Source organism: Pseudocoprococcus catus, assembly GCF_019734885.1.
Taxonomy (GTDB): Bacteria; Bacillota; Clostridia; order Lachnospirales; family Lachnospiraceae; genus Coprococcus_A; species Coprococcus_A catus.
On sequence record NZ_JAAXCM010000031.1, the window covers coordinates 1 to 21,925 of the forward strand.

Below are 21,925 nucleotides of genomic sequence, written 5' to 3' on the forward strand. Positions count from 1 at the left end.
TACATTTTTCTTCCAGACATAGAAATAACCCCTTTCATTAGACTTACATTTTTGTCTAACAAAAGGGGTTCACTTCACAATAGGCGGCGTTTTATATAGCACAGTCAATTATATTACTGTAGATATTGAAGTGCCAATGCAATCAGCGCCAGACAGCGGTTAAAAAAATAGTCATAGTGTCGTATATCAACAATGTCGATTTTGTTTGTTTCGTGATGTCTAATGCGAAAATTGTTACCGATAGTAGTCAATTCCTTAAACTCAGCAGAAAACAATGTCTTATAGGCATCTTGACCGCAGGCCATATCTTCAATTATTTTGTCTGCGGATTGCCTTTTGTCTAAATCTGCATAGTATGTCTTTAGTCGTTCTAATACATCCCATAGTTTTTCAACCGCATCTTTGTGCGATTGAAGGTTAGGCTGCATATGTTTTTCAATGGCAAGGTCAAATAGTTCTCTCAATCCCGGCTCTTGAATTTGTGCACTCAAAGCAATAATGTCAGAAGTTAGTACCTCATGCACGGCCAACTGTTCTATAAGCCCGCTATCATTGAGCTTAAATGACACATTATCGCTTTGTAACGATGTATTGATTTCTGCTTGAAAAGCGGTTTTTTCTCGGGAGGATAACTCATCATATTGAAGTTCAATTATATCAAATAGGAATGGTGTAAAATGTGCGACTAAAATTTCATAATCAGAACATGGGGAAATATTCAAAGCACGGAGATCCACCACGGGAATTTCAAGGTGTTCATTTAAGCGTCGGACAGCTTGTTCTAAAGCATCGGTATTTTCTGTCCAGCTATCATAACGATTAGGTTGGTAGCGCATAGGCTCCCTAAATTCTAACATGATTTTGCAAATGTGTTTTTTGGCGTTTAAGTCTACAGAACCGCTAATATTATCAATAGGCTGTCCCTGACCATATACTATCAGCTTCTTGTAGCGCTCGGTAAAAAGACTATCAGGGAAACAGGGTTGAGTAGGTTCTATATAATTTCTTGCCCTATATACATCTCTCCCAGAAATATGTTGCGCTGGATATAATTCGTACCCATCAGTTCGGAGTAATTCATTGAACTTATCAAGATACCGTTTCCAATCTGATTTTTCATTTCGTACCGCGGGGTGCAACATTTCACACAAGAATTTCAATAGAGGTTCATCGCCATCACCATGTCGTAGATTGAAGCGATCATCAGAGAAAAACCAACAATCATCGTCATAGTCACCAAACCGAAGATGGCAACTAATATCTCCGAGTGCATTTCTGTATCTACTATCTTTAGAAGGCATTTTTTCTAAGTCATAAATTCTTGACAAAAATGAAATCTCATCTATGCGTCCGTAATAAGGAATTTTAACAGGATATTCCGTTATGTAATTGCCAGCATTGTTGTCATAGGTTGGCTCATCCAGATGAACAATGAAACCATCTTTGATAATATCCAAAATGTCTTGGCGAGTAATTTCAGAAATATTATTCATAAGCTTTCCCTCTTATCTCTTCTTTCCGTGTTCTAAGCAATTCTGCTATTTCCGTTTTACTTGCTAGGCGTACCGCTGGATTCTCTTTATATATTTGTGCTCCGCAGTCTGGGCAGCGGTCAGGTAGTTTCTCAGCAGAGAAGCAGTAGCGGCAGGCGTCGCAAAAGTAGTAGTTCAAGTCATATTCACCCCAATCTCTAATATGTCTTCAAATGCAATAATGGTCGGCAGCTCTTTGCCGGTATCATTTATAAATCCTGTGTTAATTCGTAGTTCTTTGTTTATCACATCCACAGCATCCAGTACTCCGGTCGCATTCTCATAGTAGCCGTCCGTGAAATATTTTATTGTGATTTCTTGTCCCTTCCGAAGCTGGCTGATCTTTTGGCTCAGCACTTCCTTGCCTTCTTCAGACAGCTCGATTCTGTTTCCTTTGAGATGATCTCTGCCTTCAGAAGCAATCTCATCCTCATAGCCTCGCAAGGCGGCAAACGGAGAGAAGATTTTAGCTCGATTGGATATCGGCATACGGGGATGATTATGTGGCGGCTCCGGGCGGGAGGCATGGAGTATTTGGCCATACTTACTTTGGACGGATCTGCCTTCCGGTGTGTTCTTGTAATCCATGTTCTCCCTCCCTACTCGGCTTTATGACCGCCAATAGTCTTGTTTCTTTCCCTCATCGTGGCTCCGTCCAGATAGTTGGTTCCTTTTAGTACGGCGTTCTTGCCGAATTTCTTCTTGAGTCCCAGCATCGCATTCTGCAGCTTTTTCTCTTTTTCCAGCTTAGTTGTGTCCGTGAATAGGTCGACTTGGAAGAATCCCTCGTCTTTGACCACACGGTTGGCGGCGATTGTGATCCGTCTCACGGTCAGTGTTTTATCAGCTATTCTCTCGAACAGCTCAGTTGTGGCAGAGATCAGGATACTGCCGAGGTTGGTCGGATTATCCAGCTTCGTGCTGCCGTGAGCACCCTTCGGAACGGTGCGGCCGTAGTGGTCGATGTGTACCGAACCTTTGTATTTGCCGCTGTCGCAGTTTTCCCGGTCATAGCCCACATCCAGTGTCAGGCTATCCGTTACCAGTCCTTTGTCCGTTAATTGTAATACCAGGCTGTCAGCCATCTCCATGACAATGATTCTGGCTTTGTCATATGGGTAAGGGCAGGAGAGCACCTGTCCCTCGGAGATGCTGTTAGTGTTGGGCTTGTAGGCTTTGATTTCTTTCATACCGCAGGGTTCCAGCCCCCAGGCATGGTCAATCAGCAGTTCAGCATCAACACCGAATTCCTTATATAAGATATCCTGATTGACGGTACTGAAATAGGCCAGCTCGCCCATCGTATGGATGCCGTGCTTTTCTAGCCGCTTGACGGTGCCGGGACCAGTCATCCAGAAGTCTGTGAGCGGCTTGTGGTCCCAGAGGAGATAGCGGAAGCTCTCTTCATCCAGCTCAGCGATGCGGACTCCGTCCTTGTCAGGCGCAGCGTGTTTGGCAGTGATGTCCATTGCCAGCTTCGCCAGATATAGATTCGTACCGATCCCGGCGGTGGCGGTGATGCCAGTCGTATACAGCACTTCCCGTATCATTGTCATGGCAAGGTCGTGTGCGGTCATGTTGTAGTGGGATAAGTACGAGGTGGCATCGATGAACACCTCGTCGATACTGTAAACGACAATGTCCTCTGGTGCAATGTATTTCAGATAGATGCCGTAAATCTGCCGTGACACCTTTTCATAGTATGCCATCCGAGGCGGTGCAACAAGGTAAGAGAGTTCGAGTGACGGGTCGGCGGCAAGGGATAAGGAATTGTAGGAGGCAGAGGAAAAGGATGGTTTACCGTCCTTATACACAGCTTTTCTTAGTCGTATCGCTTCCCTTAACCGATTCGCATTGACCTCTTTGACCTTCTGCACGACCTCGAACAGTCTGGCGCGACTCGGAATGCCATATGATTTCAGGGAAGGAGACACAGCGAGACAGATAGTTTTCTCAGTGCGGGAGGAATCTGCCACGACCAGATTTGTAGTAAGCGGGTCGAGGTGTCGAGCGGCACATTCTGCACTCGCGTAATAGCTTTTAAGATCTATGGCAAGATAGGTGAGTTGCATCCTGCAATTTCCTCCTTTCTAACTGCGTTCTCATAATAATGCTGTTAATGTTCGGCTCTCTCGACGAACCATCGGCCTAACCGTCCGTTGAAGCGTGGATCGAGGTGCTCAAAGAACAGGTGCTTTTCCTGCCCCTGGATGAGCACAGTGAAACAGTCACCGGAATAACCGTTGTCAGCAGTCCCGGCGGGGCGGAAGTCCCGCACTGTTTCGATTGGGAAGGTACGTCCATCCGACCAGGTGATCGATGTCGGCTGCATATAGCCTGTAGAATCAAAGTCGGAGGATACCTTTACATAGACTCGTTCTTTTGTCATAAGCAGTCACCTCCATGTTTAATCGTAACATTTAGAGCAATTCTTCATGGAATGCCTCCATGTGGGATATTTTGCTGTTTTTGGCCGAAAGGGAAAGTTGCCGGTGAGAAACAGCAATTTTTTGTAAAGCCTACTTGACAAGGAACGACTGTTCCTATATACTAAGAACAACAGTTCACGAACTTGTGTTCTTATGATACAATAAGAAGTTGTAGAAGTCAATAGGAAAATAAACTTCTGTTCTTTTTTATTATGGTAGGGGCACGATTGCGGCGGTAACGATGAGAGAGCGTGGGGATGCACTGGCAGAAATGGTTATGGAAAAGTTGAAAGCCGTGGATGGAAGATGCCTGATCGAGAGTGCCAGCGCGGAGTTTATGAGTTTTATCGAGGATGCTTATTGGTGTCTGAAAAGCCAGTGAAAAAAGAATGGAATGTTCCGCATGAGAAGAAAAAAGTTCTTAGCGAAAAATACAACATTGCGATGACAGCAGAACCAAATTCCAGCAGAGGCAGTATAAAACATATCTAGCCCACTGGCGTACCGTGTAGATCCCTACAAGGCCCGCTGGTGGGCTTCTTTTTTGTTCTTATTTTTTTTCAGGCTTTTCAGCTTTCTTCTTCGGTGCAATCTTATGACCGGAGTAGATTGCCATGCCCATGCAGACCAGGGAGCCGCAAGCAAAATACTTGTGTGCCTGCATCAGCTTCTTGCAGCCTGTGTAGAAGCATCCTGCCATACAGGCAAGTGCGCCGAGTGACCAATATTTATGTGCTTTCATTTGATGTCCTCCTTTGAGCATAATTTCTCAATTTAAGTATAGCTCTTTTTCGGCCTCTTAGCAACGACAGAATTGTAAATTTCAAATTGTTTTTCGTCTGTCTGTTCTGTGCAGATGGGCTTTTCTCATGCCCCAAAGGAGGTGGTCATCCACCTGGCATCCAGAATTCACAAGATGCTCTGTGCTGAATACGATCCATCTACGGTATCAACTTGCTATTTATCATACCAGATGGTAAAATCAAAGTACAATAGGCGAGTTGTATTCTCATATTTGAGGAATAGCTCCAGAAAGGAGTGAAGAGATATGGCAGATAAGCTGAAACTTCCGGTTGGAATCGAAGATTTTCGAGAAATTCGCCGAAAGGATTTTTACTACATTGATAAGACAGGACTAATCGAACAGCTTCTTGACAGCTGGGGAAAGGTAAATCTTTTTACAAGGCCTCGCCGTTTTGGGAAGACCTTAAATATGAGTATGCTCCGTTATTTTTTTGAAACTGGAACGGATAAGACTTTATTTGAGGGACTTCACATCTCGCAAAGAAGTGATCTTTGTGAGGAATATATGGGAAAGTTCCCGGTTGTGTCGCTTACCCTTAAAGGTGTGGATGGATTGACCTTTGAAAGAGCAAAAAACAAATTATTGAAATATATTGCACTTGAGGCAGAGCGATTCAACTTTTTGAAAAACAGTGACAAGTTAACCGATAATGAAAAACAAAGATATGGTGCACTTATCCGAATGCAGGACGGAAAATACGTAATGGACGAAGATACGCTGGAGTCAGCACTTCAGACATTGTCGGAGCTGTTGTACCGTCATTATGGGCAGAAGGTAATCATCCTTATTGATGAATATGATGTGCCCCTGGATAAGGCGTATCAAAACGATTACTATAGAGAAATGATAGTGATGATTCGTTCGCTGTTTGGAGAAGCTCTTAAAACAAACGAATTTTTGCAGTTTGCGGTTCTGACCGGTTGTCTGCGTGTCTCGAAAGAAAGCATTTTTACAGGTCTGAACAATTTTAAGATTTTTTCTATAACGGATTTACGTTTTGATGAACAGTTTGGTTTTACAGAAGATGAAGTCGAAAAAATGCTGAAAGATTACCAGTTGGAAACGCATCTGGCATCGATGAAGGAATGGTACGATGGATATCGTTTCGGAGATGCCGATATTTACTGTCCTTGGGATGTGATCAATCGGGTGGACGATCTTTGCGATACACCGGAAGCTGAACCAAAATGTTATTGGATAAATAGCAGTGGTAATGCTTTGGTTAAACGATTCGTTTCCATAGTTAATAGAACAACGCAGAACGAAATTGAACGCTTGATTGCAGGTGAACCAATTGAAAAGTCTCTTCGGCTTGATTTGACATACGATGAGATTGATAAGAGTATAGATAACATTTGGAGTGTTTTGTTTACAACTGGATATTTGACACAGGTTGGTATGACAGAACAAGGAGCCTATAAACTGGTCATTCCCAATAAAGAGGTCAGAACCGTTTACATTTCACAGATACAGGAATGGTTTAAACAGAAAATTGCAGATAATGCGGAGCAGATGACCTCTTTTTGGAAAGCTGTTGAGGATGGAAACGCAGAAGAGATAGAACAGTATTTAAATCGGACACTAAGTAATACAATCAGTGTTTTTGATACAAAGGCACCTGAAAAGGAAAACTCCTATCACACTTTCCTAGCAGGAATGCTGACAGGAAACACAGATTGGGTGGTTAAGTCAAATGTGGAAGCCGGCGAAGGATTCGCGGATATTATCATTGAACCGCAAAATCCGGATGATGGTATTATCTTTGAACTTAAGTATTCAAAGGAAGCATCAGGGTTAGATAAAGCCTGTGAAAGAGCAATCAAACAAATCAGAGATCGAAGGTATTTTGAGTACCTGAAAAATGATGGCCGCTATGATATGATGTTTTACGGCATCGCTTTTTACAAAAAGAGATGTAAAGTAGTGGTCGAGAAAATGAAGGAAGCATAATGCTGACTGGTCTGCTTGCTATCTAATATAAAAGGTCGGGAAACCGGCCTTTTTTGTATGCTCGGAATATCAATATCAGACGAATACGGCAAGAAGAATATTTTGAGTGTTTTTGTTTTCGGCCTTCAAAATGCGTTGCCAAGAATCAGGCGTTTTCTGCTGGCTTGAAAAATAGCAAATCGCAAAATTTACACGTTCTTATATGAAATACAAAAGGAAGGAGTTCCGTAAAAGGGCTTGCTGTCACGTAAGCGTTATAGCGTATGCTCAAAATTACGGAGAGGAAAAGAACGTGTTGAAAAGAATAGAAGAAGTCAGTAAATTGTCCGGTATAAGCAAGCGGGCATTGCAGTACTATGATGATGAAGGTTTGCTTAGGGCAAAACGCTCGAAAGAAAATTATCGTTTGTATGATGAAAATGATATGAAGAAGCTCTGGGAAATCCTGTGGTACAAGGAAATGGGCTTTCAATTGCGGGAAATTAAAGAGATTTTTGCAGTGCCGAAGAAGGAAAGAAACCTCTACCTTGAACAACGAATGAAGGTGATTGAGGGAGAAATTCAGAATTTGGAGGTGCAAAGGAAATGGGTTCAGTATATTGAGGATTGCGGGATGATTGAAGCTTTGCCATGTGATAAGAAAAATCATCAGAATTATCTTGAACAAATTAAAAGAATCAAGAGAATCCATGAGGATTTAAGTCAATTACATATGGAAGAAGAAAATGAAAAGAGTCGGAAAGTGGAGCTATCGTAGATATATAGGATGAAGATATAATGTTTGAAAGCAATGGATGGTGTGAGAAATATGGCAGATAAGTTTCTAATGGTTTCACAAAGATAGGGGAATAGCAATACATAATCCACGGAATGTAGGATGTATTTGGTTCTTGATGTATTTTATAATTGAATTATCGAAAAAAGAAAACGGCGTAGTATTAGAAACTACCACTAGCACAAGAGAGGAAATGAAAATGAAGGATGTTTTAAAAGGAGTAACTGTAAAAATTTTATCTTTAATCATCATTATTGCACTGATAGCAGGCGGAGGATATTTGGCCTATAAGCATTTCGTGGGCAATATTTTTGGTGGGGTCGGACATGAAACTGTGAGCAGTGTCGATGTCGTAAAAGAGAAACTTGAAGTAGCGGCAGAATTGAATACCGGAAGTTATTTGTGTACGGATGTGATCACGAAAGCAGATTCTAAAACATTTAAAGACTGGAAGATTCCATTCACTGAAAAAAGTTTTATCGTGCAATACGACGGCATTGTCAAAGCCGGAATCAAGGATTTGACGAAGGCCGATGTATCACAGGATGAAGATACGATTATCATCAAATTACCTGATGTAGAGATCACAGGGATAGAAATTGATAATGATTCATTTGAAAAACTGGATGAATCAAATAACATTTTTAATCCGATTACTGTTGAAGACCTGAACGATGCACAAAAGGATTTGAAAGATAAAATGGAAGCCCAAGCGATCGAAAAGGGTATTTTGGATATTGCCAGGGAAAATGCAGAAACGGTGATTTCTGGAATGTTATCTGATTATGACGTGCAAATTGAATGGAAGTAAAGATGGAATAAAAGAGGCGGCTTGTCAATCCTCCAAAAACATACTACAATAAAATGGACGTGAAATGAAAACTGATGGATGAGGAGGAGACAAAAGTGAAGTTAATTTCATGGAATGTGAATGGCCTTCGCGCGGTTGTGGGCAAAGGCTTTGCGGATATTTTTAATGAACTGGATGCGGATATTTTCTGCCTTCAGGAGACGAAGCTGCAGGCGGGACAGATTGAACTTGATCTGCCGGGATATGAGCAGTACTGGAATTATGCGGAAAGGAAAGGCTATTCCGGAACAGCTGTATTTACCCGTATTAAGCCTTTGAATGTGACTTACGGTATGGATATTGAGAAACATGATACAGAAGGCCGTATGATTACTTTGGAATATGAGTCGTTTTATCTTGTGAATGTTTATACGCCGAATTCAAAGGAAGGACTGGCGAGACTTCCGTATCGGATGGAGTGGGAAGATGCTGTCAGAGCTTATCTGAAGAAGCTTGAGCAGAGGAAACCGGTTGTGCTTTGCGGTGATCTGAATGTTGCACATGAAGAAATTGACCTTAAGAATCCAAAGACGAACCGAAAGAATGCCGGCTTTTCGGATGAGGAACGTGCCAAGATGACAGAGCTGCTTTCCGCGGGATTTATCGATACTTTCAGATATTTTTATCCGGATAAAACAGGAGAGTATTCCTGGTGGTCTTATCGTTTTAATGCACGTAAGAACAATGCCGGATGGCGCATTGATTATTTTATCGTGTCAGAGGCATTGAAAGACCGCCTGGTATCGGCATCTATTCATCAGGAGATATTTGGTTCTGATCATTGTCCTGTTGAGCTGGAGATGAAGTAATAGATTTTCAAAAGTAATTGATAATTTCTGGCCATAGTAGTGGACTTAAGGAAAACTGTATTTATTATGATTTGATAAGAACAAAAAAAGAAACGAGCAGCCCGTCTGAACAATAATATTGCTACACGGTAGTAAACTTCGTTTCTTGATGATATTCTAAAGGGTTATCTTAAAAGTGTCAATACCTTTTGGATTAAAAATCACCGAACTTCTAATCAATGGTCTTTTGTCCTTCGAATAGACATACACTGTAAAAACAGCTTCTTCGGAGGATTTCCGTGAAAGATTATATCGAGGAGCGTGCAGTGGAGCTGGCCTGTTACATAATTGAAACAAAGTCAACGGTGCGGCAGACGGCCAGGCAGTTTGGCATATCGAAGTCAACAGTACATAAGGACGTTACGGAGCGATTGGAAGAGATTAATCCGTCTCTGGCATCAGAAACCAGAAAAGTGCTGGATGTCAATAAGGCGGAACGGCACATAAGGGGCGGACTGGCCACAAAAGAAAAATATATGCATCAGCATATGTATGGATAATATAAGTTTAGACATCAAGAGGTGATACAAATGAAACGTTATAAAATTGTTCGAATTGATGAGGCAGATTATGGCTGCGAAGGCAGACCGGATGGAGAAGAGGCCATGGACAGTGTCTGGCTGGAGGATGAGAATGGCGAGAGACATATCGTCAGGGCGTCGGATCAGATGCTTTATGACCGCCATCTGGATGAAGGCAGTCTGGTAACTTTTGATGAGAAAGGCTGTCTGACTGCCTGGTATCCCAAATAGCGGCGTCAGGTCGGCAAAATAGAACCAAATAAACAGACGCATGATGAGAAAACGAGATGAAACCAAACCGACAAGGCATGTTTCATCTCGTTCTTTCATTTTTATACAATATTTTACAGTATATTAGAAGCGATGAGCTGATGATAAACCTTCTCACAGCGGAGAATATCATCGATCACTACCCATTCGTCCGGCTGATGGGCGGCTTCAAGGCAGCCCGGGCCGTAGGACATACAGTTTCGATTATGAAGTTGTCCTGCGATGACAGCAGTATCTGTATAACCGGTAAAGCAGCTGACTTCCGGCTGCAGGCCTGTCACATGATGGCAGGCTTTTTTTAGTTCCGCCAGAAGCGGAGAGTCCGGGTTCATTTCGATGGGCGGACGGTCACCGGTGATGGTGTAAGAAGCTTTGACACCGGTCACCTTTTCCTCTGCCAGTCGGATCGCACTTTGTACGAATTTCGTTGTTTTGGCGGTGCTTAAAGGTGGCACGAGACGCATATCGATCCACAGTTTGCAGTGATCCGGTACAACATAAGGACGATAGCCGCCGGTGATCTGACCGAATGTGACGGTTGAAATCCCCATATCCGGATGGGAAGGGGCGTCAAGGATGTTCTGACGAAGCGTGCTGATAATTTCTGCCATAGCAGCGATAGCATCGGCACCTTTCCATGGTGTGCTGGCGTGGGCCGTATGGCCTTCCACATCAATTTCATACCACGTACGGCCTTTATGTGCCATCTGGATCTGGCCATTTGTCGGTTCTGCATCAATGACCCAGTCTTTGGAAGTGATCCAGCCTGACCTTATGCAGGCTTCTGAACCGCGCATAAAGTCTTCCTCATCTATGGAACAGATGAGTTTGAGGCTCCTTTTTGGAGTCTGGCCAGAAGTCTGGAGTGTTCTGGCAGCCATGATAAAAGCGGACAGGCAGCAGGCCAGACCGGATTTCATATCGCAGGCACCGCGGCCATAGATCCTGCCGTCCTTTTCAATGGCTTCAAAAGGCGGCATGGTCCATCCATCCCCGATGACGACGGTATCCATATGGCAGATCATAACCAGAGCCGGAAGCTCCCCGGGTCCTGAAATCTCTGCCATCAGATTCGGACGGCCCGGCAGGACCTCCTTTCTGGTAATGATAACATTAGGTAAATCAGATAATTGCTGTTCGATCCAGTCAGCCATGGCTTTTTCATAAGTACCCGGGTCGGTACTGTCAATCCGGACCATAGCTTTTGTCATAGAGACAGCAGACGTTAAAAGTGACATTGTAAATCCTCCCTGTTTATTTCTACAAAAATCAGTATACCCTTGTTTACTTAATAGTCAATATGGAGGTTTTGTCAATCTGGCAGATGCCTGGATAGTTTTACAAACTTCAAGAAAAGATTGAAATGTTCATATCCTTTATGTATACATGTCCCTCGTCTGGTTATTTCGCCCTTTTCATGGTATACTTGTAGGAAAAGCGAATTTTGAAATTAAACGGGGTTTTAGATATGAAGTTAGTTGAAAAATTAATCCAAAATAGAATTTTGTCCAAAGAAGAGTTTGTGGAATTGCTGTCAAATACCAGTGCAGAGGATCGGGAAATACTTCGTAAAGAGGCGGTGCGTCTTCGGGAAAAGTATTACGGGCATGATGTTTATATCCGCGGATTGATTGAGTTTACAAATTATTGTAAGAATAATTGTTATTATTGCGGCATTAGACGGGATAATCATCATTTGGAGCGGTACAGGCTGACGAAGGATGAGATTTTATCCTGCTGTGAGGGCGGTTATCGTCTCGGCTACAGGACCTTTGTACTTCAGGGCGGCGAGGATCCTTGGTTTAATGATGACAGGATGGAGGATATTGTCCGGAGTATAAGAGCAGCCTATCCTGAGTGTGCTATTACTTTGTCCATCGGTGAGCGTTCACGTGAAAGCTATCAACGATTAAAGGAAGCCGGTGCAGACAGATATCTGCTCCGTCATGAGACCGCCAATGAGGCCCATTACCGCAAACTGCATCCGGAGGAGATGTCTCTTGCCAACCGCAAGGCATGCCTTTATACCCTCAAAGAGCTGGGGTATCAGGTGGGTGCCGGTTTTATGGTGGGTGCCCCCGGTCAGACATTTGAATGTCTGGCAGAGGATTTGATTTTTCTGCAGGAACTGCAGCCTGAGATGATCGGCATCGGGCCGTTTCTGCCCCATCATGAGACACCATTTGCCAATGAAGAAAAGGGCAGCTATGATCTGACGATTTTCCTGCTTTCAGTTCTCAGAGTAATGTTTCCGAATGTGCTTTTGCCTGCGACAACGGCACTCGGTACGATTAAGGCCACTGGGCGTGAACAGGGAATGCTGGCGGGATGCAATGTGGTGATGCCTAATCTTTCGCCGGTGGCCAACCGCAAACAGTATGAACTGTATGACAATAAGATCTGTACCGGGGATGAGGCGGCGGAGTGCAGAGGCTGTATGGAGAATCGTATGGCATCTGTGGGCTATCATCTTGTTGTGGACCGGGGAGATTTTAACAAAAGTATAAAGCAAAGCATACATAAAAAAGGCTGAATGTTCTATACTATATCAACAGGAGTGAGTCGATACACATGAAAGATGTGCAGGGACTTATCGTCAGTTATAAACAGGAAAAGGCGGTTGTTGATATGGTTGGATGGATTGTAGCGTTGATATCCGGAGCTTTAATGAGCATTCAGGGTGTTATGAATACCGAAGTGACGAAGCAGACCAGTCTGTGGGTCAGTACAGGCTGGGTACAGCTGTCTGCACTGACCGTCTGTATTGCAGCCTGGCTCATCAGAGACAGGAGCAGTGTGACGGCTTTGATGGATGTCAGTCCGAAATATATGCTTCTTGGCGGTGTGATCGGTGCATTTATCACCCTCACGGTGATCGTCAGTATGAACCGGTTGGGCCCGGCCAGAGCGGTACAGCTGATTGTTGTTTCCCAGATAGCGGTGGCGTATCTTATTGAACTTTTTGGCCTTTTTGGGGTAGAAAAGACAGAATTTCAGTGGTCAAAGTTTTTGGGACTTGGATTGTCGATCATCGGTATTATCATTGTGAAGTGGAAATAAAGTTTTACAGGCAGGGGCAGCAGGAGGTACGAAAATAAAATCAAAATAAAGTCGTAAAACGCTTGTAATCCCACAGGTTATTTTGTACAATTAAAAGTGTGACTTTTGTATATCTGTTCTCTCCGGGGAAGGAGAGATATGCGTAAACTGAAGAATCTTAAGATGATGTTGACGGTGGCCTTTGTGATTGCAGCAGGTGTTCTTTTTTTCTATGATGGAAGAAAGGCATCGGATGTTCAGTGGGAGACAGCGGAGGAGACAGAATCAGAGAATGAATCTTCCAGTATGGTATCGGGAGAGGATACAAAAGAGACGGAAAGTGTGAGTACAGAACCGGAGACGATATATGTTTATATTTGCGGGCATGTCGAAAAGCCGGATGTCTATGCTTTGGCAGCCGGTACAAGGCTTTATGAGGCTATTAAGGCGGCCGGCGGTGCACTGGAGGATGCAGATCTGCAGCAGTTGAATCTGGCGGATCCGCTGGCAGACGGACAGAGGATTTATGTTCCGGCAGAGGGAGAGACTGTCCTTTCGGCACAGTATACAGAAGATAAAACGTCCAATGGACTTGTGAATATTAATACAGCGACTGCGGAGCAGCTTCAGACACTGCCGGGAATCGGTCAGGCGAAGGCCAATGCCATTGTAGCCTACCGTGAAGCCAATGGCAATTTTTCTTCTATAGAAGATCTGAGGAATGTTCCGGGAATTAAAGAGGGAGTTTTCGGACAGATCCAGTCGCTGATTTGTGTAAATTGAGGTGTGAGATATGGCGAATAAGGTTTTGGTTGTAGATGATGAGAAACTGATTGTCAAGGGCATCAAATTCAGTCTGGAACAGGATGGGATGGAAGTAACGGCTGCTTATGATGGAAAGGAAGCCTATGAACTGGCCATGCAGAATGATTATGACATTATTCTGTTGGATGTGATGCTTCCTGAATTAAATGGCTTTGAAGTGTGTCAGATGATCAGGGAGAAGTCGGATGTACCGATCATTATGCTGACGGCCAAAGGCGACGATATGGACAAGATCCTTGGCCTTGAATACGGTGCGGATGATTATGTAACAAAACCATTTAATATTTTGGAGATCAAAGCACGTATTAAAGCGATTATCCGCCGTACAAAGGGGAGAAAGCAGGAACAGCCTGCAGAGCGTACAATTGTTTCGGGTGATATGCGTATTGATCTGGACAGCAGAAGAGTCTTTATCGGTGAGCGTGAAGTGAATCTGACGGCCAAGGAATTTGACCTTCTTGAGCTTCTGATCACGAATCCGAATAAGGTTTTCAACAGGGAGAATCTTCTGAATCTGGTATGGGGCTATGACTATCCGGGGGATGTCCGGACGGTGGATGTCCATGTCAGAAGACTGAGAGAGAAGATTGAGGCCAGCCCGAGCGAGCCAAAATATATACATACAAAATGGGGTGTTGGTTATTTCTTCCAGAAGTAAGAAAAAGTTCAGAATAATTTTCAGGAGCATGCATGTCAAGCTCCTGTTTGCAATGATCGCCCTGGCGATCATTCCGATTCTGTTTTTACAGAGTTTTTACATTAAGTATATGATGGATCACATCCGGACGAATCGAATTGATCTTGTGCGTAATTACGGCGCATTGATCGCGGAGGAGATGCTTCAGACGGATTATCTGGAGGGTGGAGATTCGGATGTGATCGATGGAGAGATTGAGCAGTTTTCAGGTCTTTATGACGGACGCATCATAGTGACCAATGATGATTTTGATGTCCGGATGGATACCTATGGCATGCTGACAGGGAAGAAACTGGTGTCGGAACAGGTAGTGAATGCACTTCAGAACAATGAACAGTCTTATTATGACAAGGCGTCGGATGAAGTGTGGCTGACCTATGTCATCAGAGATGGCAATGAGGATGACAAGGGTGAGATCAGGGGAATGATTCTTTTCTATGTTTCCTGCAAAGATCTCACGGAGACCTGCGACACCATTACGAAGACAGTGACATTTGTTGTCATCGGCATCGGCCTTGTTCTTATTTTTATGTCCCTTGTAATGGCCAGAAGCTTTACGAAGCCATTTAAAGATATGGCAAATTCTATTAACAGGATTTCAGATGGCTTTTTTGATGAGAAAGTGAATTTGACGGGTTTTTCGGAAGTTGAACAGATATCCGAAGCATTTAATACCATGCTGAATCGTTTACAGGAACTGGAGAGTTCGCGGCAGGAGTTTGTATCCAATGTCTCCCATGAATTGAAGACACCGCTGACTTCCATGAAGGTACTCGCGGATTCCCTGAACATGCAGCCGGATGCTCCGGTGGAGCTTTATCGTGAGTTCATGCAGGATATTGGGGAAGAAATTGACCGTGAGAACACGATCATTAACGATCTGTTGTCGCTGGTGAAGATGGATAAGACGGAGGCGGATCTGAATATTGCTTCGGTGAACATCAATGATCTGCTTGAATCAATTCTGAAGCGTCTGAAACCGATTGCCTCTAAGCGGAATATTGAGCTGGTTCTTGAAAGCTACAGACCGGTGACAGCAGAATGCGATGAAGTGAAGCTGACGCTGGCTTTGTCTAATCTGGTGGAGAATGCTATCAAGTACAATGTGGCAGGCGGTTGGGTTCAGGTGACCCTTGATGCGGATCACAAGTTTTTCTATGTGACGGTGGATGATTCAGGTATTGGTATCCCGGAGGAATACCAGGATAAGATATTTGAACGCTTCTACAGAGTTGATAAAGCCAGATCGAGAGAAACCGGCGGAACAGGTCTGGGACTGTCCATTACCAAGAACATTATCCAGATGCATCATGGTGCCATCAAGGTAGCCAGCAAGGTGGACGAGGGAACAACTTTCTCTGTCAGAATACCGCTGACCTATATCAAGCAGTAAGGAGAGATGAAATGAGGAAAATAAAACGCCGGATGGCGGTACTCCTGCTGGTGATGGTCATGCTGATCAGCGGAGGATGTCAGAATATGCATCATTTGTCGGCCGATCAGACTGGCAAAGATGATGCAGACACGGGAACAGGCTACAATATTTATTATATCAACAACGATGAGACGAGGATTAAGGCCTTTGCGTACCAGCTCAGTTCCACAACGGAAGATGGTATTATCAGTGAGTGTATGGAGGCACTTTCCAAGACACCGGACGATAAGAATTACAAAGAAGTCTTCAATTCATCAGTGAAGGTGCAGCAATATAATTATGACAAAGACAGCAGAACCTTATCTCTGTTTTTCTCAAAGGAATACGCTCAGATGCCGAAGGCAACAGAGATGCTGGTGCGGACGGCAATTGTTGAGACGATGACACAGTTCGGCGGCATTATCGATTATGTTTCTTTCAGTATTGACGGCGGTTGGCTGACGGATGATGCCGGCAATGTGCTGCGTATGAAGAATTCGGATTATGTTTCTGAAGTCGGCGGAAGTCAGGGGGATCTTGATGAGGCAAGATTCTGTCTTTATTACGTCTCTTCAGATGGCAGCGGGCTGGTGAGAACTTATCAGACGATTCGATATCCGAGTTCTGAATCACAGGCAGAGGTTGTTGTCAGAACACTGATGCAGGGATATCCTTCCGAAAAATACAGATCTGTTGTATCAAAGGATACACAGCTGAAGAGTATCAGTGTGAGCGGCAGTTTATGCAGTGTAGATTTCAGCAAGGAATTTCTGAACAAAATAGACGGTCAGAATTTTCGTTTGAATGTGTATGGTATTGTCAACTCACTGACAGAGCTGAAAGATGTTGAGCGGGTCAGAATAACTGTAGATGGCAAACTGATAGAAGAAGAGCCGGATGGTGTTGTTCTGATGAATGAGATGACGGCCAAACCGGATCTGATAGTACAGTAGATGGGAGAATTAGAGATATGCCAAGACCTCTTGTTTGGGTTGGGGTCGCATATACGCTGGGGGCTGCATGGGCAGCCGACGGTCAGAATATTTTTTATGGAATAGCAGGAATTGCTTTTTGCATGTGGATAACAGGCAGGGTCAGACAGTCATGGACAGGAATGTGGCTGTTCTGGTTTCTGCCTGTTTTTTTCGTGTCGGGATTTGTCATATTCAGTCATTCAATGCAGGAGATCAGAGATGATACAAGTGAAAATCAGTATGCTGTTCTGAGAGGGATTGTTTGGCAATGTGAAGAAAAAGAAAAAAGTTATGCAGTGACTTTATCGAATGTTGAGATTGACGATATCAAAACAAGAGTGCTTGTTTATGCGGATAAGGACCGGGAAGCCGTACAGGTTGGAGATGGCATCGAGGTCAGAGGTATTTTGCAGAAACCGGAGAGAGCATCGAATCCGGGGCAATTTGATCCGAGATCTTATTATTATGGCAAAGGTATCAGCTATCTGATGCGGCCGGATCAGATGGAGGTGGTGAGTAAGGGACATTCCTACAGGCGGCTGCTTCAGAAATTGCGGGTTTTCTGGTCAGAACGCTACAGTTTGTTTCTGGATGAGAAGGATGCGGGGGTTGTGAAAGCTGTTTTGGTGGGTGATAAGTCAGAAATGGATGAGGAGACGGAGCAGTTGTATGTACAGGCCGGAATCGTGCATATCCTGGCTATTTCCGGTCTGCATATTTCTATTATCGGTATGGGTATTTTTTCACTACTGAAGAAAACAGGTGCAGGATTGAAGGGCAGTGCCTGCTTGTCGGCATTTATTGTACTGAGCTACGGTTTGCTGACAGGCTTTGGGGCATCCACAGAGCGGGCAGTGATTATGTTTATTGTCCGGATGGGGGCGGTCTATCTCGGACGTTCCTATGATTTTCTATCAGCCATCAGTCTGGCTGCACTGATCCTTTTTGTTACGCAGCCGCTCACGCTGATGCAGTCCGGGGTGTGGTTTTCCTTCGCGGCAGTATTGTCCATCGGCGTGCTTTGGCCTGCCATGGAGCGGTGTATCCCATGGCAGTTTGCCAAGGAGGATAATTATAAAAGGCAGCATTTGAGAAAATCTATGGGGATCAGAATGAGCAGGAGAGAGATGATTGAAAAAGCGATCCGTTATATCGGACCGTCTGCAGCTGTTACCATCGGAACCATTCCGTTAACGGCCGGCAGCTACGGCACAATACCTCTGATCAGTTTTTTTCTTAATCTGGTTGTTCTGCCACTGATGGATATCTTTGTACCTATGGCACTTTTATCCGGTGCGCTAAGTCTGTTTTCGAATGCAGCAGCAGCCTTTGGAGGCGGCAGCATCCACTTCATTTTACAGATGAATAGAATGCTCTGTGAAAAAATGCTTCGGTTCCCTTTGGCTGTCTGGCGGACAGGTGTGCCGCCGGTTTCCTGGATTTTCATCTATTATGGGATACTGATCGGGTTTGTATTGATGTCATTGCCGGAGCATAAATGGTGGATACGTTTTACAAGGGGAGAAATTGCTGAAAAGGGACGGCTGCTGCTGATTGTAATGTGTCTGTTTATTTTTATACCATACAGAAAACTTTCTCCGATGATCGCTTTTATAGATGTGGGACAGGGGGATGGGATATTCCTAAGAACGACAAATGGCACTACATGGTTGGTCGATGGCGGCAGTTCCAATGTCAATGAGGTGGGGAAATACAGAATTCTGCCTTTTTTGAACTATTATGGAGAGGAAGATGTTGATTATGCCTGTATCACCCACAGTGATGCGGATCATATTTCCGGGATCCGCGAATTGCTTCTGGCAAAAAAGATCCGTCATCTGGTGATGACAGAAATTTCAAAGACAGACGAGACAAGCCGGGAACTGGCTGCTCTTGCCACAGAAAATGGTGCGGATGTTATCTATGTCAGTCAGGGCAGCTGCTGGGAAAGCGGAGATTGGAATTTTGAATGCCTTTATCCGGGGAAAGAAGTGAAAACAGATAATATCAATGATCAGTCCATGGTGCTTCGGATAAAGGCTGGTGAAACGGCTTTTCTTCTGACCGGGGATCTCACCGGCGAAGTGGAAAATGAAGTGGAACCAGGAAAATTGAAAGGGACAGATGTGCTGAAAGTAGCCCATCATGGTTCAAAATATTCCAGCAGTGAGGTGTTTTTGAAAAATACAGATGCGAAACTGGCAGTGATTTCTTGTGGGAAAGGAAATCGTTACGGGCATCCGGCACCGGAAACTCTGGAACGTCTAAGTGCGGCACATATGCAGATTGTGATAACCATGGATGCGGGAGCAGTCATTATGCCATATAAAAAAGGAAGGTTTCTTCTTAAGACATGGTTGAAATAAGGCGGAAGAATGTGATACACTCATAGCAGTTGACAAATGGAGGCTTTTATGAAGACTTTAAACGAACATTTAAAGAAGAAAACATTTAAGAATGTTTATTTATTATATGGCGATGAAGCGTATCTGCGCAATCAGTACAGGGATCGTCTGAAGCAGGCAATGATCAGCGATGGCGATACCATGAACCTTTCTTGTTTTGAAGGAAAGGGAATCGATGAAAAGGAATTGACAGCTCTGGCTGACACGGTTCCTTTTTTCAGTGACTACAGATTGATCATTGTAGAAAACAGCGGATTTTTTGTGGCATCCGGACATGATACGCTGACAGAGTATATGAAACAGATTCCGGAAACAACCTGCATTTTATTTGTGGAATCAGAAGTCGATAAGCGCAATAAGCTTTTTAAGGCGGTTTCGGCTGCGGGATATGCGGCAAATCTGACCATGCCGGGGGACAAACAGCTGATTTTGTGGCTGGCCGGTATGGTGAAAAAGGAGAATAAACTCATTCAGGAACAGACACTGCAGTACTTTCTTCAGATTGTGGAGCATGATATGAATGGCATGCGGCAGGAGATGGAGAAGCTGATCTGTTATGTTGGACAGCGTCAGGTGATCGAGAAGGCAGATGTGGATGCAGTTTGCTGTGTATTTGTGGAGAACAAGATTTTTGACATGATCCGGGCTGTGGCCGAGAAGAACCAGAGGCAGGCAATGCAGTTATACGATGATCTGGTGACTTTGAAGGAGCCGCCGATGCGCATTCTCTATTTGATCATCAAACAGTTTAATACATTGTATGAGATTCGGGATCTTGCTGTTCAGGGCTATCCGGCATCGGCTATTGCTGAAAAGACAGCCATTCGTGACTTTATTGTCAAACGGAATATTTCCCTGGGAAGACATTTTGAACTGTCGGCACTCAGACAGGCGGTGGAAGATGGTACGGAACTGGAAGAAGCAGTGAAGACCGGAAGGATTACAGACCGTCTTGCGGTGGAGATGATGATACAAAAATACAGCAGAGCATAATATGCTGCTAAGGAATAAGTCCCCTGACATCGGATATCCTGAAAATGAAGGAATCTGGTGGCAGGGGACTTTTGGACCTGAATATGAAAAAAGAAGTGTACTGAGGGTTTGTACACTTCTCTTGCGTTTATCTTTACAGATATTAGTTCATCTTATTAACAGCAACTGTCATTCTTCCGATCTTTCTGGAAGAAGTGTTCTTGTGGTAAACACCCTTGGATGTTGCCTTGTCGATGATGCTTGTTGCGCTTAATAAAGCAGCCTTAGCAGCTTCCTTATCACCAGCAGCGATAGCAGCATCTACTTTCTTAACAGCTGTCTTAACACCTGATTTAATCATTTTGTTTCTTAAAGCCTTTGTCTGATTAACAAGGACTCTCTTCTTTGCAGATTTGATATTAGCCAATTCGTACACCTCCAAACGATAATCATTTTATAGATGTGTTATGCATTAACCCGGACACGGACGTCTAATGTAAACATACCTCTATATGATATAGGAGAAAACAAGATTTGTCAAGCATAAAAACCAAAAATGTGTAAAAAATTAGTAGTATACGGGACAGTTATGATGAGATATGGCATCAGATAGGAGAATAGTATGGATTTTATGAATGAGAGTATGCGCAGTGATCTTGTGATTGAGTATGCGGAGCGCTTTTACAACAGCAGTGAGCATGATGGCCGGCAGCTGCCGGGGGTTGAGTTTGATGAGGGGGTTGAGTCGGAGCACCGCATCAAGGTGATGGATGTGAAGATTGTGGATGAGGAGGGGGAGAAGGTGATCGGTAAACCGATGGGACGGTATATTACGGTTGAGGCGGTGCATTTGCCGGATAGAGATGATGATTATCATCAGGCGGCAACAGAGGTGTTGATGCGTCAGCTGCAAAAACTGCTACCGGATTTCAAAGACAAAAAAGTGCTTGTGGCGGGCATTGGTAATCGTGAGATCACACCGGATGCTCTGGGACCCCTTGTGGTGGAGCATCTTTTTATTACACGGCATTTAATTGAAAAGTATGGCAGGGATTCGGCGGTTGTGAAAGATATGGGAAATGTCTGTGCGGTTATTCCGGGGGTTATGTCGCAAACCGGTATGGAAACAGCTGAAATCCTGCATGGTCTGGTGAGGGAGATCCAACCGGATGTGCTGATCGCTGTGGATGCTTTGGCAGCCAGAAGTATCCGCAGACTGGTGACCACGATTCAGCTGACAGATACCGGTATTCATCCCGGTGCGGGGATTGGCAATAAACGTTATGAACTGACGCAAAAAACACTGGGCATTCCAGTTATAGCCATCGGAATGCCGACAGTGATCGATGCGGCAACGATTGTGGCGGATACGATGGAATCTCTGATGGGTGTCCTGAATCAGAATGAAATGCTGAAAAAAGCGGTGAAGGTGACAGAACAGTTTACACATGAAGAAAACTATATGCTGATGCGGGAACTGATGGAACCACAGATGACAAACCTGTTTGTAACGCCGAAGGATATTGACGAAGCTGTCAGACGGATCAGTTATACCATATCGGAAGCGTTGAATTCTCTGTGTCATCAGATTTGACAGAGTCTAATTTATTCGAAGGTGA

Annotated in this window: 23 protein-coding genes; 16 read left to right on the forward strand and 7 right to left on the reverse strand. The window is 44.1% G+C overall.

Annotated elements, in window-relative coordinates:
• Positions 1-113: 113 nt before the first annotated feature.
• The 4 genes from HED67_RS07960 to HED67_RS07975 all read right to left on the reverse strand — a co-directional run bounded on the left by HED67_RS07960 (position 114) and on the right by HED67_RS07975 (position 3,921).
• Positions 114-1,493: an AbiJ-related protein gene (locus tag HED67_RS07960; protein WP_221718003.1), complete on the reverse strand. Its 1,380-nt coding sequence runs from the start codon at positions 1,491-1,493 to the stop codon at positions 114-116.
• Positions 1,494-1,667: 174 nt separating this feature from the next.
• The gene (locus HED67_RS07965) at positions 1,668-2,120 is read right to left on the reverse strand and encodes a YolD-like family protein (protein WP_221718004.1); all 453 of its coding nucleotides are present in this window, start codon (positions 2,118-2,120) and stop codon (positions 1,668-1,670) included.
• 11 nt (positions 2,121-2,131) lie between these two features.
• Positions 2,132-3,604, reverse strand: coding sequence for a Y-family DNA polymerase (locus HED67_RS07970; protein ID WP_221718005.1), 1,473 nt, complete (start codon positions 3,602-3,604; stop codon positions 2,132-2,134).
• Between the two features lie 44 nt (positions 3,605-3,648).
• Complete coding sequence (locus HED67_RS07975) at positions 3,649-3,921, reverse strand: hypothetical protein (RefSeq protein WP_221718006.1); 273 nt, start codon at positions 3,919-3,921, stop codon at positions 3,649-3,651.
• 281 nt (positions 3,922-4,202) lie between these two features.
• Here HED67_RS07975 and HED67_RS07980 point away from each other — a divergent pair, with 281 nt between their 5' ends.
• A complete protein-coding gene (locus HED67_RS07980) occupies positions 4,203-4,343 on the forward strand; it encodes a hypothetical protein (RefSeq protein ID WP_178441421.1) in 141 nt (46 codons plus the stop codon).
• Positions 4,344-4,511: 168 nt separating this feature from the next.
• Here the strand turns inward: HED67_RS07980 and HED67_RS07985 are convergent, their stop codons facing one another.
• The gene (locus tag HED67_RS07985) at positions 4,512-4,703 is read right to left on the reverse strand and encodes a DUF6219 family protein (RefSeq protein WP_178441420.1); all 192 of its coding nucleotides are present in this window, start codon (positions 4,701-4,703) and stop codon (positions 4,512-4,514) included.
• 306 nt (positions 4,704-5,009) lie between these two features.
• On the opposite strand from HED67_RS07985, the gene HED67_RS07990 reads away from it, so the two are divergent.
• From HED67_RS07990 to HED67_RS08015, 6 genes are all read left to right on the forward strand, one after another.
• The gene (locus tag HED67_RS07990) at positions 5,010-6,716 is read left to right on the forward strand and encodes an AAA family ATPase (RefSeq protein ID WP_221718007.1); all 1,707 of its coding nucleotides are present in this window, start codon (positions 5,010-5,012) and stop codon (positions 6,714-6,716) included.
• A gap of 292 nt (positions 6,717-7,008) precedes the next feature.
• Entirely contained in the window at positions 7,009-7,473 is a 465-nt protein-coding gene (locus HED67_RS07995) for a MerR family transcriptional regulator (protein WP_221718008.1), read from the forward strand.
• A gap of 136 nt (positions 7,474-7,609) precedes the next feature.
• On the forward strand, positions 7,610-8,302 hold the full coding sequence (locus tag HED67_RS08000; protein WP_221718009.1) for a DUF4230 domain-containing protein: 693 nt from the start codon (positions 7,610-7,612) through the stop codon (positions 8,300-8,302).
• Positions 8,303-8,376: 74 nt separating this feature from the next.
• Positions 8,377-9,150 (forward strand): exodeoxyribonuclease III, encoded by a 774-nt coding sequence (locus HED67_RS08005; RefSeq protein ID WP_246612157.1) that lies wholly within the window; start codon positions 8,377-8,379, stop codon positions 9,148-9,150.
• A gap of 278 nt (positions 9,151-9,428) precedes the next feature.
• Positions 9,429-9,689, forward strand: coding sequence for a sporulation transcriptional regulator SpoIIID (gene spoIIID / locus HED67_RS08010; protein ID WP_178441415.1), 261 nt, complete (start codon positions 9,429-9,431; stop codon positions 9,687-9,689).
• Between the two features lie 30 nt (positions 9,690-9,719).
• A complete protein-coding gene (locus HED67_RS08015; protein ID WP_221718011.1) occupies positions 9,720-9,941 on the forward strand; it encodes a hypothetical protein in 222 nt (73 codons plus the stop codon).
• Positions 9,942-10,054: 113 nt separating this feature from the next.
• On the opposite strand, the gene HED67_RS08020 is transcribed toward HED67_RS08015, so the two are convergent.
• Positions 10,055-11,218, reverse strand: coding sequence for a M20 family metallopeptidase (locus HED67_RS08020; protein WP_221718012.1), 1,164 nt, complete (start codon positions 11,216-11,218; stop codon positions 10,055-10,057).
• A 230-nt stretch (positions 11,219-11,448) separates the two neighbouring features.
• Between HED67_RS08020 and hydE the strand changes: the two genes are divergently transcribed.
• From hydE to holA, 8 genes are all read left to right on the forward strand, one after another.
• Complete coding sequence (gene hydE, locus HED67_RS08025; protein ID WP_221718013.1) at positions 11,449-12,513, forward strand: [FeFe] hydrogenase H-cluster radical SAM maturase HydE; 1,065 nt, start codon at positions 11,449-11,451, stop codon at positions 12,511-12,513.
• Positions 12,514-12,608: 95 nt separating this feature from the next.
• The gene (locus tag HED67_RS08030) at positions 12,609-13,040 is read left to right on the forward strand and encodes a DMT family transporter (RefSeq protein ID WP_221718064.1); all 432 of its coding nucleotides are present in this window, start codon (positions 12,609-12,611) and stop codon (positions 13,038-13,040) included.
• A gap of 138 nt (positions 13,041-13,178) precedes the next feature.
• A complete protein-coding gene (locus HED67_RS08035; protein WP_221718014.1) occupies positions 13,179-13,802 on the forward strand; it encodes a helix-hairpin-helix domain-containing protein in 624 nt (207 codons plus the stop codon).
• Between the two features lie 10 nt (positions 13,803-13,812).
• Positions 13,813-14,502: a response regulator transcription factor gene (locus HED67_RS08040; RefSeq protein WP_178441429.1), complete on the forward strand. Its 690-nt coding sequence runs from the start codon at positions 13,813-13,815 to the stop codon at positions 14,500-14,502.
• A 28-nt stretch (positions 14,503-14,530) separates the two neighbouring features.
• Positions 14,531-15,934: a sensor histidine kinase gene (locus HED67_RS08045; protein ID WP_221718015.1), complete on the forward strand. Its 1,404-nt coding sequence runs from the start codon at positions 14,531-14,533 to the stop codon at positions 15,932-15,934.
• Between the two features lie 11 nt (positions 15,935-15,945).
• Complete coding sequence (locus HED67_RS08050) at positions 15,946-16,908, forward strand: GerMN domain-containing protein (protein ID WP_221718016.1); 963 nt, start codon at positions 15,946-15,948, stop codon at positions 16,906-16,908.
• 17 nt (positions 16,909-16,925) lie between these two features.
• Positions 16,926-19,295 carry a DNA internalization-related competence protein ComEC/Rec2 gene (locus HED67_RS08055; RefSeq protein ID WP_221718017.1) on the forward strand — a complete coding sequence of 790 codons (2,370 nt, stop codon included), beginning with the start codon at positions 16,926-16,928 and terminating at the stop codon, positions 19,293-19,295.
• A gap of 48 nt (positions 19,296-19,343) precedes the next feature.
• Positions 19,344-20,327 carry a DNA polymerase III subunit delta gene (holA, locus tag HED67_RS08060; RefSeq protein WP_178441426.1) on the forward strand — a complete coding sequence of 328 codons (984 nt, stop codon included), beginning with the start codon at positions 19,344-19,346 and terminating at the stop codon, positions 20,325-20,327.
• A gap of 142 nt (positions 20,328-20,469) precedes the next feature.
• Here the strand turns inward: holA and rpsT are convergent, their stop codons facing one another.
• Positions 20,470-20,733 carry a 30S ribosomal protein S20 gene (gene rpsT, locus HED67_RS08065; RefSeq protein WP_178441425.1) on the reverse strand — a complete coding sequence of 88 codons (264 nt, stop codon included), beginning with the start codon at positions 20,731-20,733 and terminating at the stop codon, positions 20,470-20,472.
• A gap of 195 nt (positions 20,734-20,928) precedes the next feature.
• Between rpsT and gpr the strand changes: the two genes are divergently transcribed.
• Positions 20,929-21,900 (forward strand): GPR endopeptidase, encoded by a 972-nt coding sequence (gene gpr / locus HED67_RS08070; RefSeq protein WP_330656566.1) that lies wholly within the window; start codon positions 20,929-20,931, stop codon positions 21,898-21,900.
• The last annotated feature ends 25 nt before the right edge of the window (positions 21,901-21,925 follow it).

Bases quoted from the DNA above. Each gene is read 5' to 3' on its own strand.
- HED67_RS08005 (WP_246612157.1), top strand. From the start codon at position 8,377: ATGGATGAGGAGGAGACAAAAGTGAAGTTAATTTCATGGAATGTGAAT.
- HED67_RS08040 (WP_178441429.1), top strand. From the start codon at position 13,813: ATGGCGAATAAGGTTTTGGTTGTAGATGATGAGAAACTGATTGTCAAG.
- HED67_RS07970 (WP_221718005.1), bottom strand. From the start codon at position 3,604: ATGCAACTCACCTATCTTGCCATAGATCTTAAAAGCTATTACGCGAGT.
- HED67_RS08055 (WP_221718017.1), top strand. From the start codon at position 16,926: ATGCCAAGACCTCTTGTTTGGGTTGGGGTCGCATATACGCTGGGGGCT.
- holA (WP_178441426.1), top strand. From the start codon at position 19,344: ATGAAGACTTTAAACGAACATTTAAAGAAGAAAACATTTAAGAATGTT.
- HED67_RS08020 (WP_221718012.1), bottom strand. From the start codon at position 11,218: ATGTCACTTTTAACGTCTGCTGTCTCTATGACAAAAGCTATGGTCCGG.
- HED67_RS08050 (WP_221718016.1), top strand. From the start codon at position 15,946: ATGAGGAAAATAAAACGCCGGATGGCGGTACTCCTGCTGGTGATGGTC.
- HED67_RS08045 (WP_221718015.1), top strand. From the start codon at position 14,531: ATGCATGTCAAGCTCCTGTTTGCAATGATCGCCCTGGCGATCATTCCG.
- hydE (WP_221718013.1), top strand. From the start codon at position 11,449: ATGAAGTTAGTTGAAAAATTAATCCAAAATAGAATTTTGTCCAAAGAA.
- HED67_RS08015 (WP_221718011.1), top strand. From the start codon at position 9,720: ATGAAACGTTATAAAATTGTTCGAATTGATGAGGCAGATTATGGCTGC.
- HED67_RS07975 (WP_221718006.1), bottom strand. From the start codon at position 3,921: ATGACAAAAGAACGAGTCTATGTAAAGGTATCCTCCGACTTTGATTCT.
- gpr (WP_330656566.1), top strand. From the start codon at position 20,929: ATGGATTTTATGAATGAGAGTATGCGCAGTGATCTTGTGATTGAGTAT.
- HED67_RS07980 (WP_178441421.1), top strand. From the start codon at position 4,203: ATGAGAGAGCGTGGGGATGCACTGGCAGAAATGGTTATGGAAAAGTTG.
- HED67_RS08000 (WP_221718009.1), top strand. From the start codon at position 7,610: ATGTATTTTATAATTGAATTATCGAAAAAAGAAAACGGCGTAGTATTA.
- HED67_RS07960 (WP_221718003.1), bottom strand. From the start codon at position 1,493: ATGAATAATATTTCTGAAATTACTCGCCAAGACATTTTGGATATTATC.
- HED67_RS07990 (WP_221718007.1), top strand. From the start codon at position 5,010: ATGGCAGATAAGCTGAAACTTCCGGTTGGAATCGAAGATTTTCGAGAA.
- HED67_RS08030 (WP_221718064.1), top strand. From the start codon at position 12,609: ATGGTTGGATGGATTGTAGCGTTGATATCCGGAGCTTTAATGAGCATT.
- HED67_RS07965 (WP_221718004.1), bottom strand. From the start codon at position 2,120: ATGGATTACAAGAACACACCGGAAGGCAGATCCGTCCAAAGTAAGTAT.
- HED67_RS08035 (WP_221718014.1), top strand. From the start codon at position 13,179: ATGCGTAAACTGAAGAATCTTAAGATGATGTTGACGGTGGCCTTTGTG.
- HED67_RS07985 (WP_178441420.1), bottom strand. From the start codon at position 4,703: ATGAAAGCACATAAATATTGGTCACTCGGCGCACTTGCCTGTATGGCA.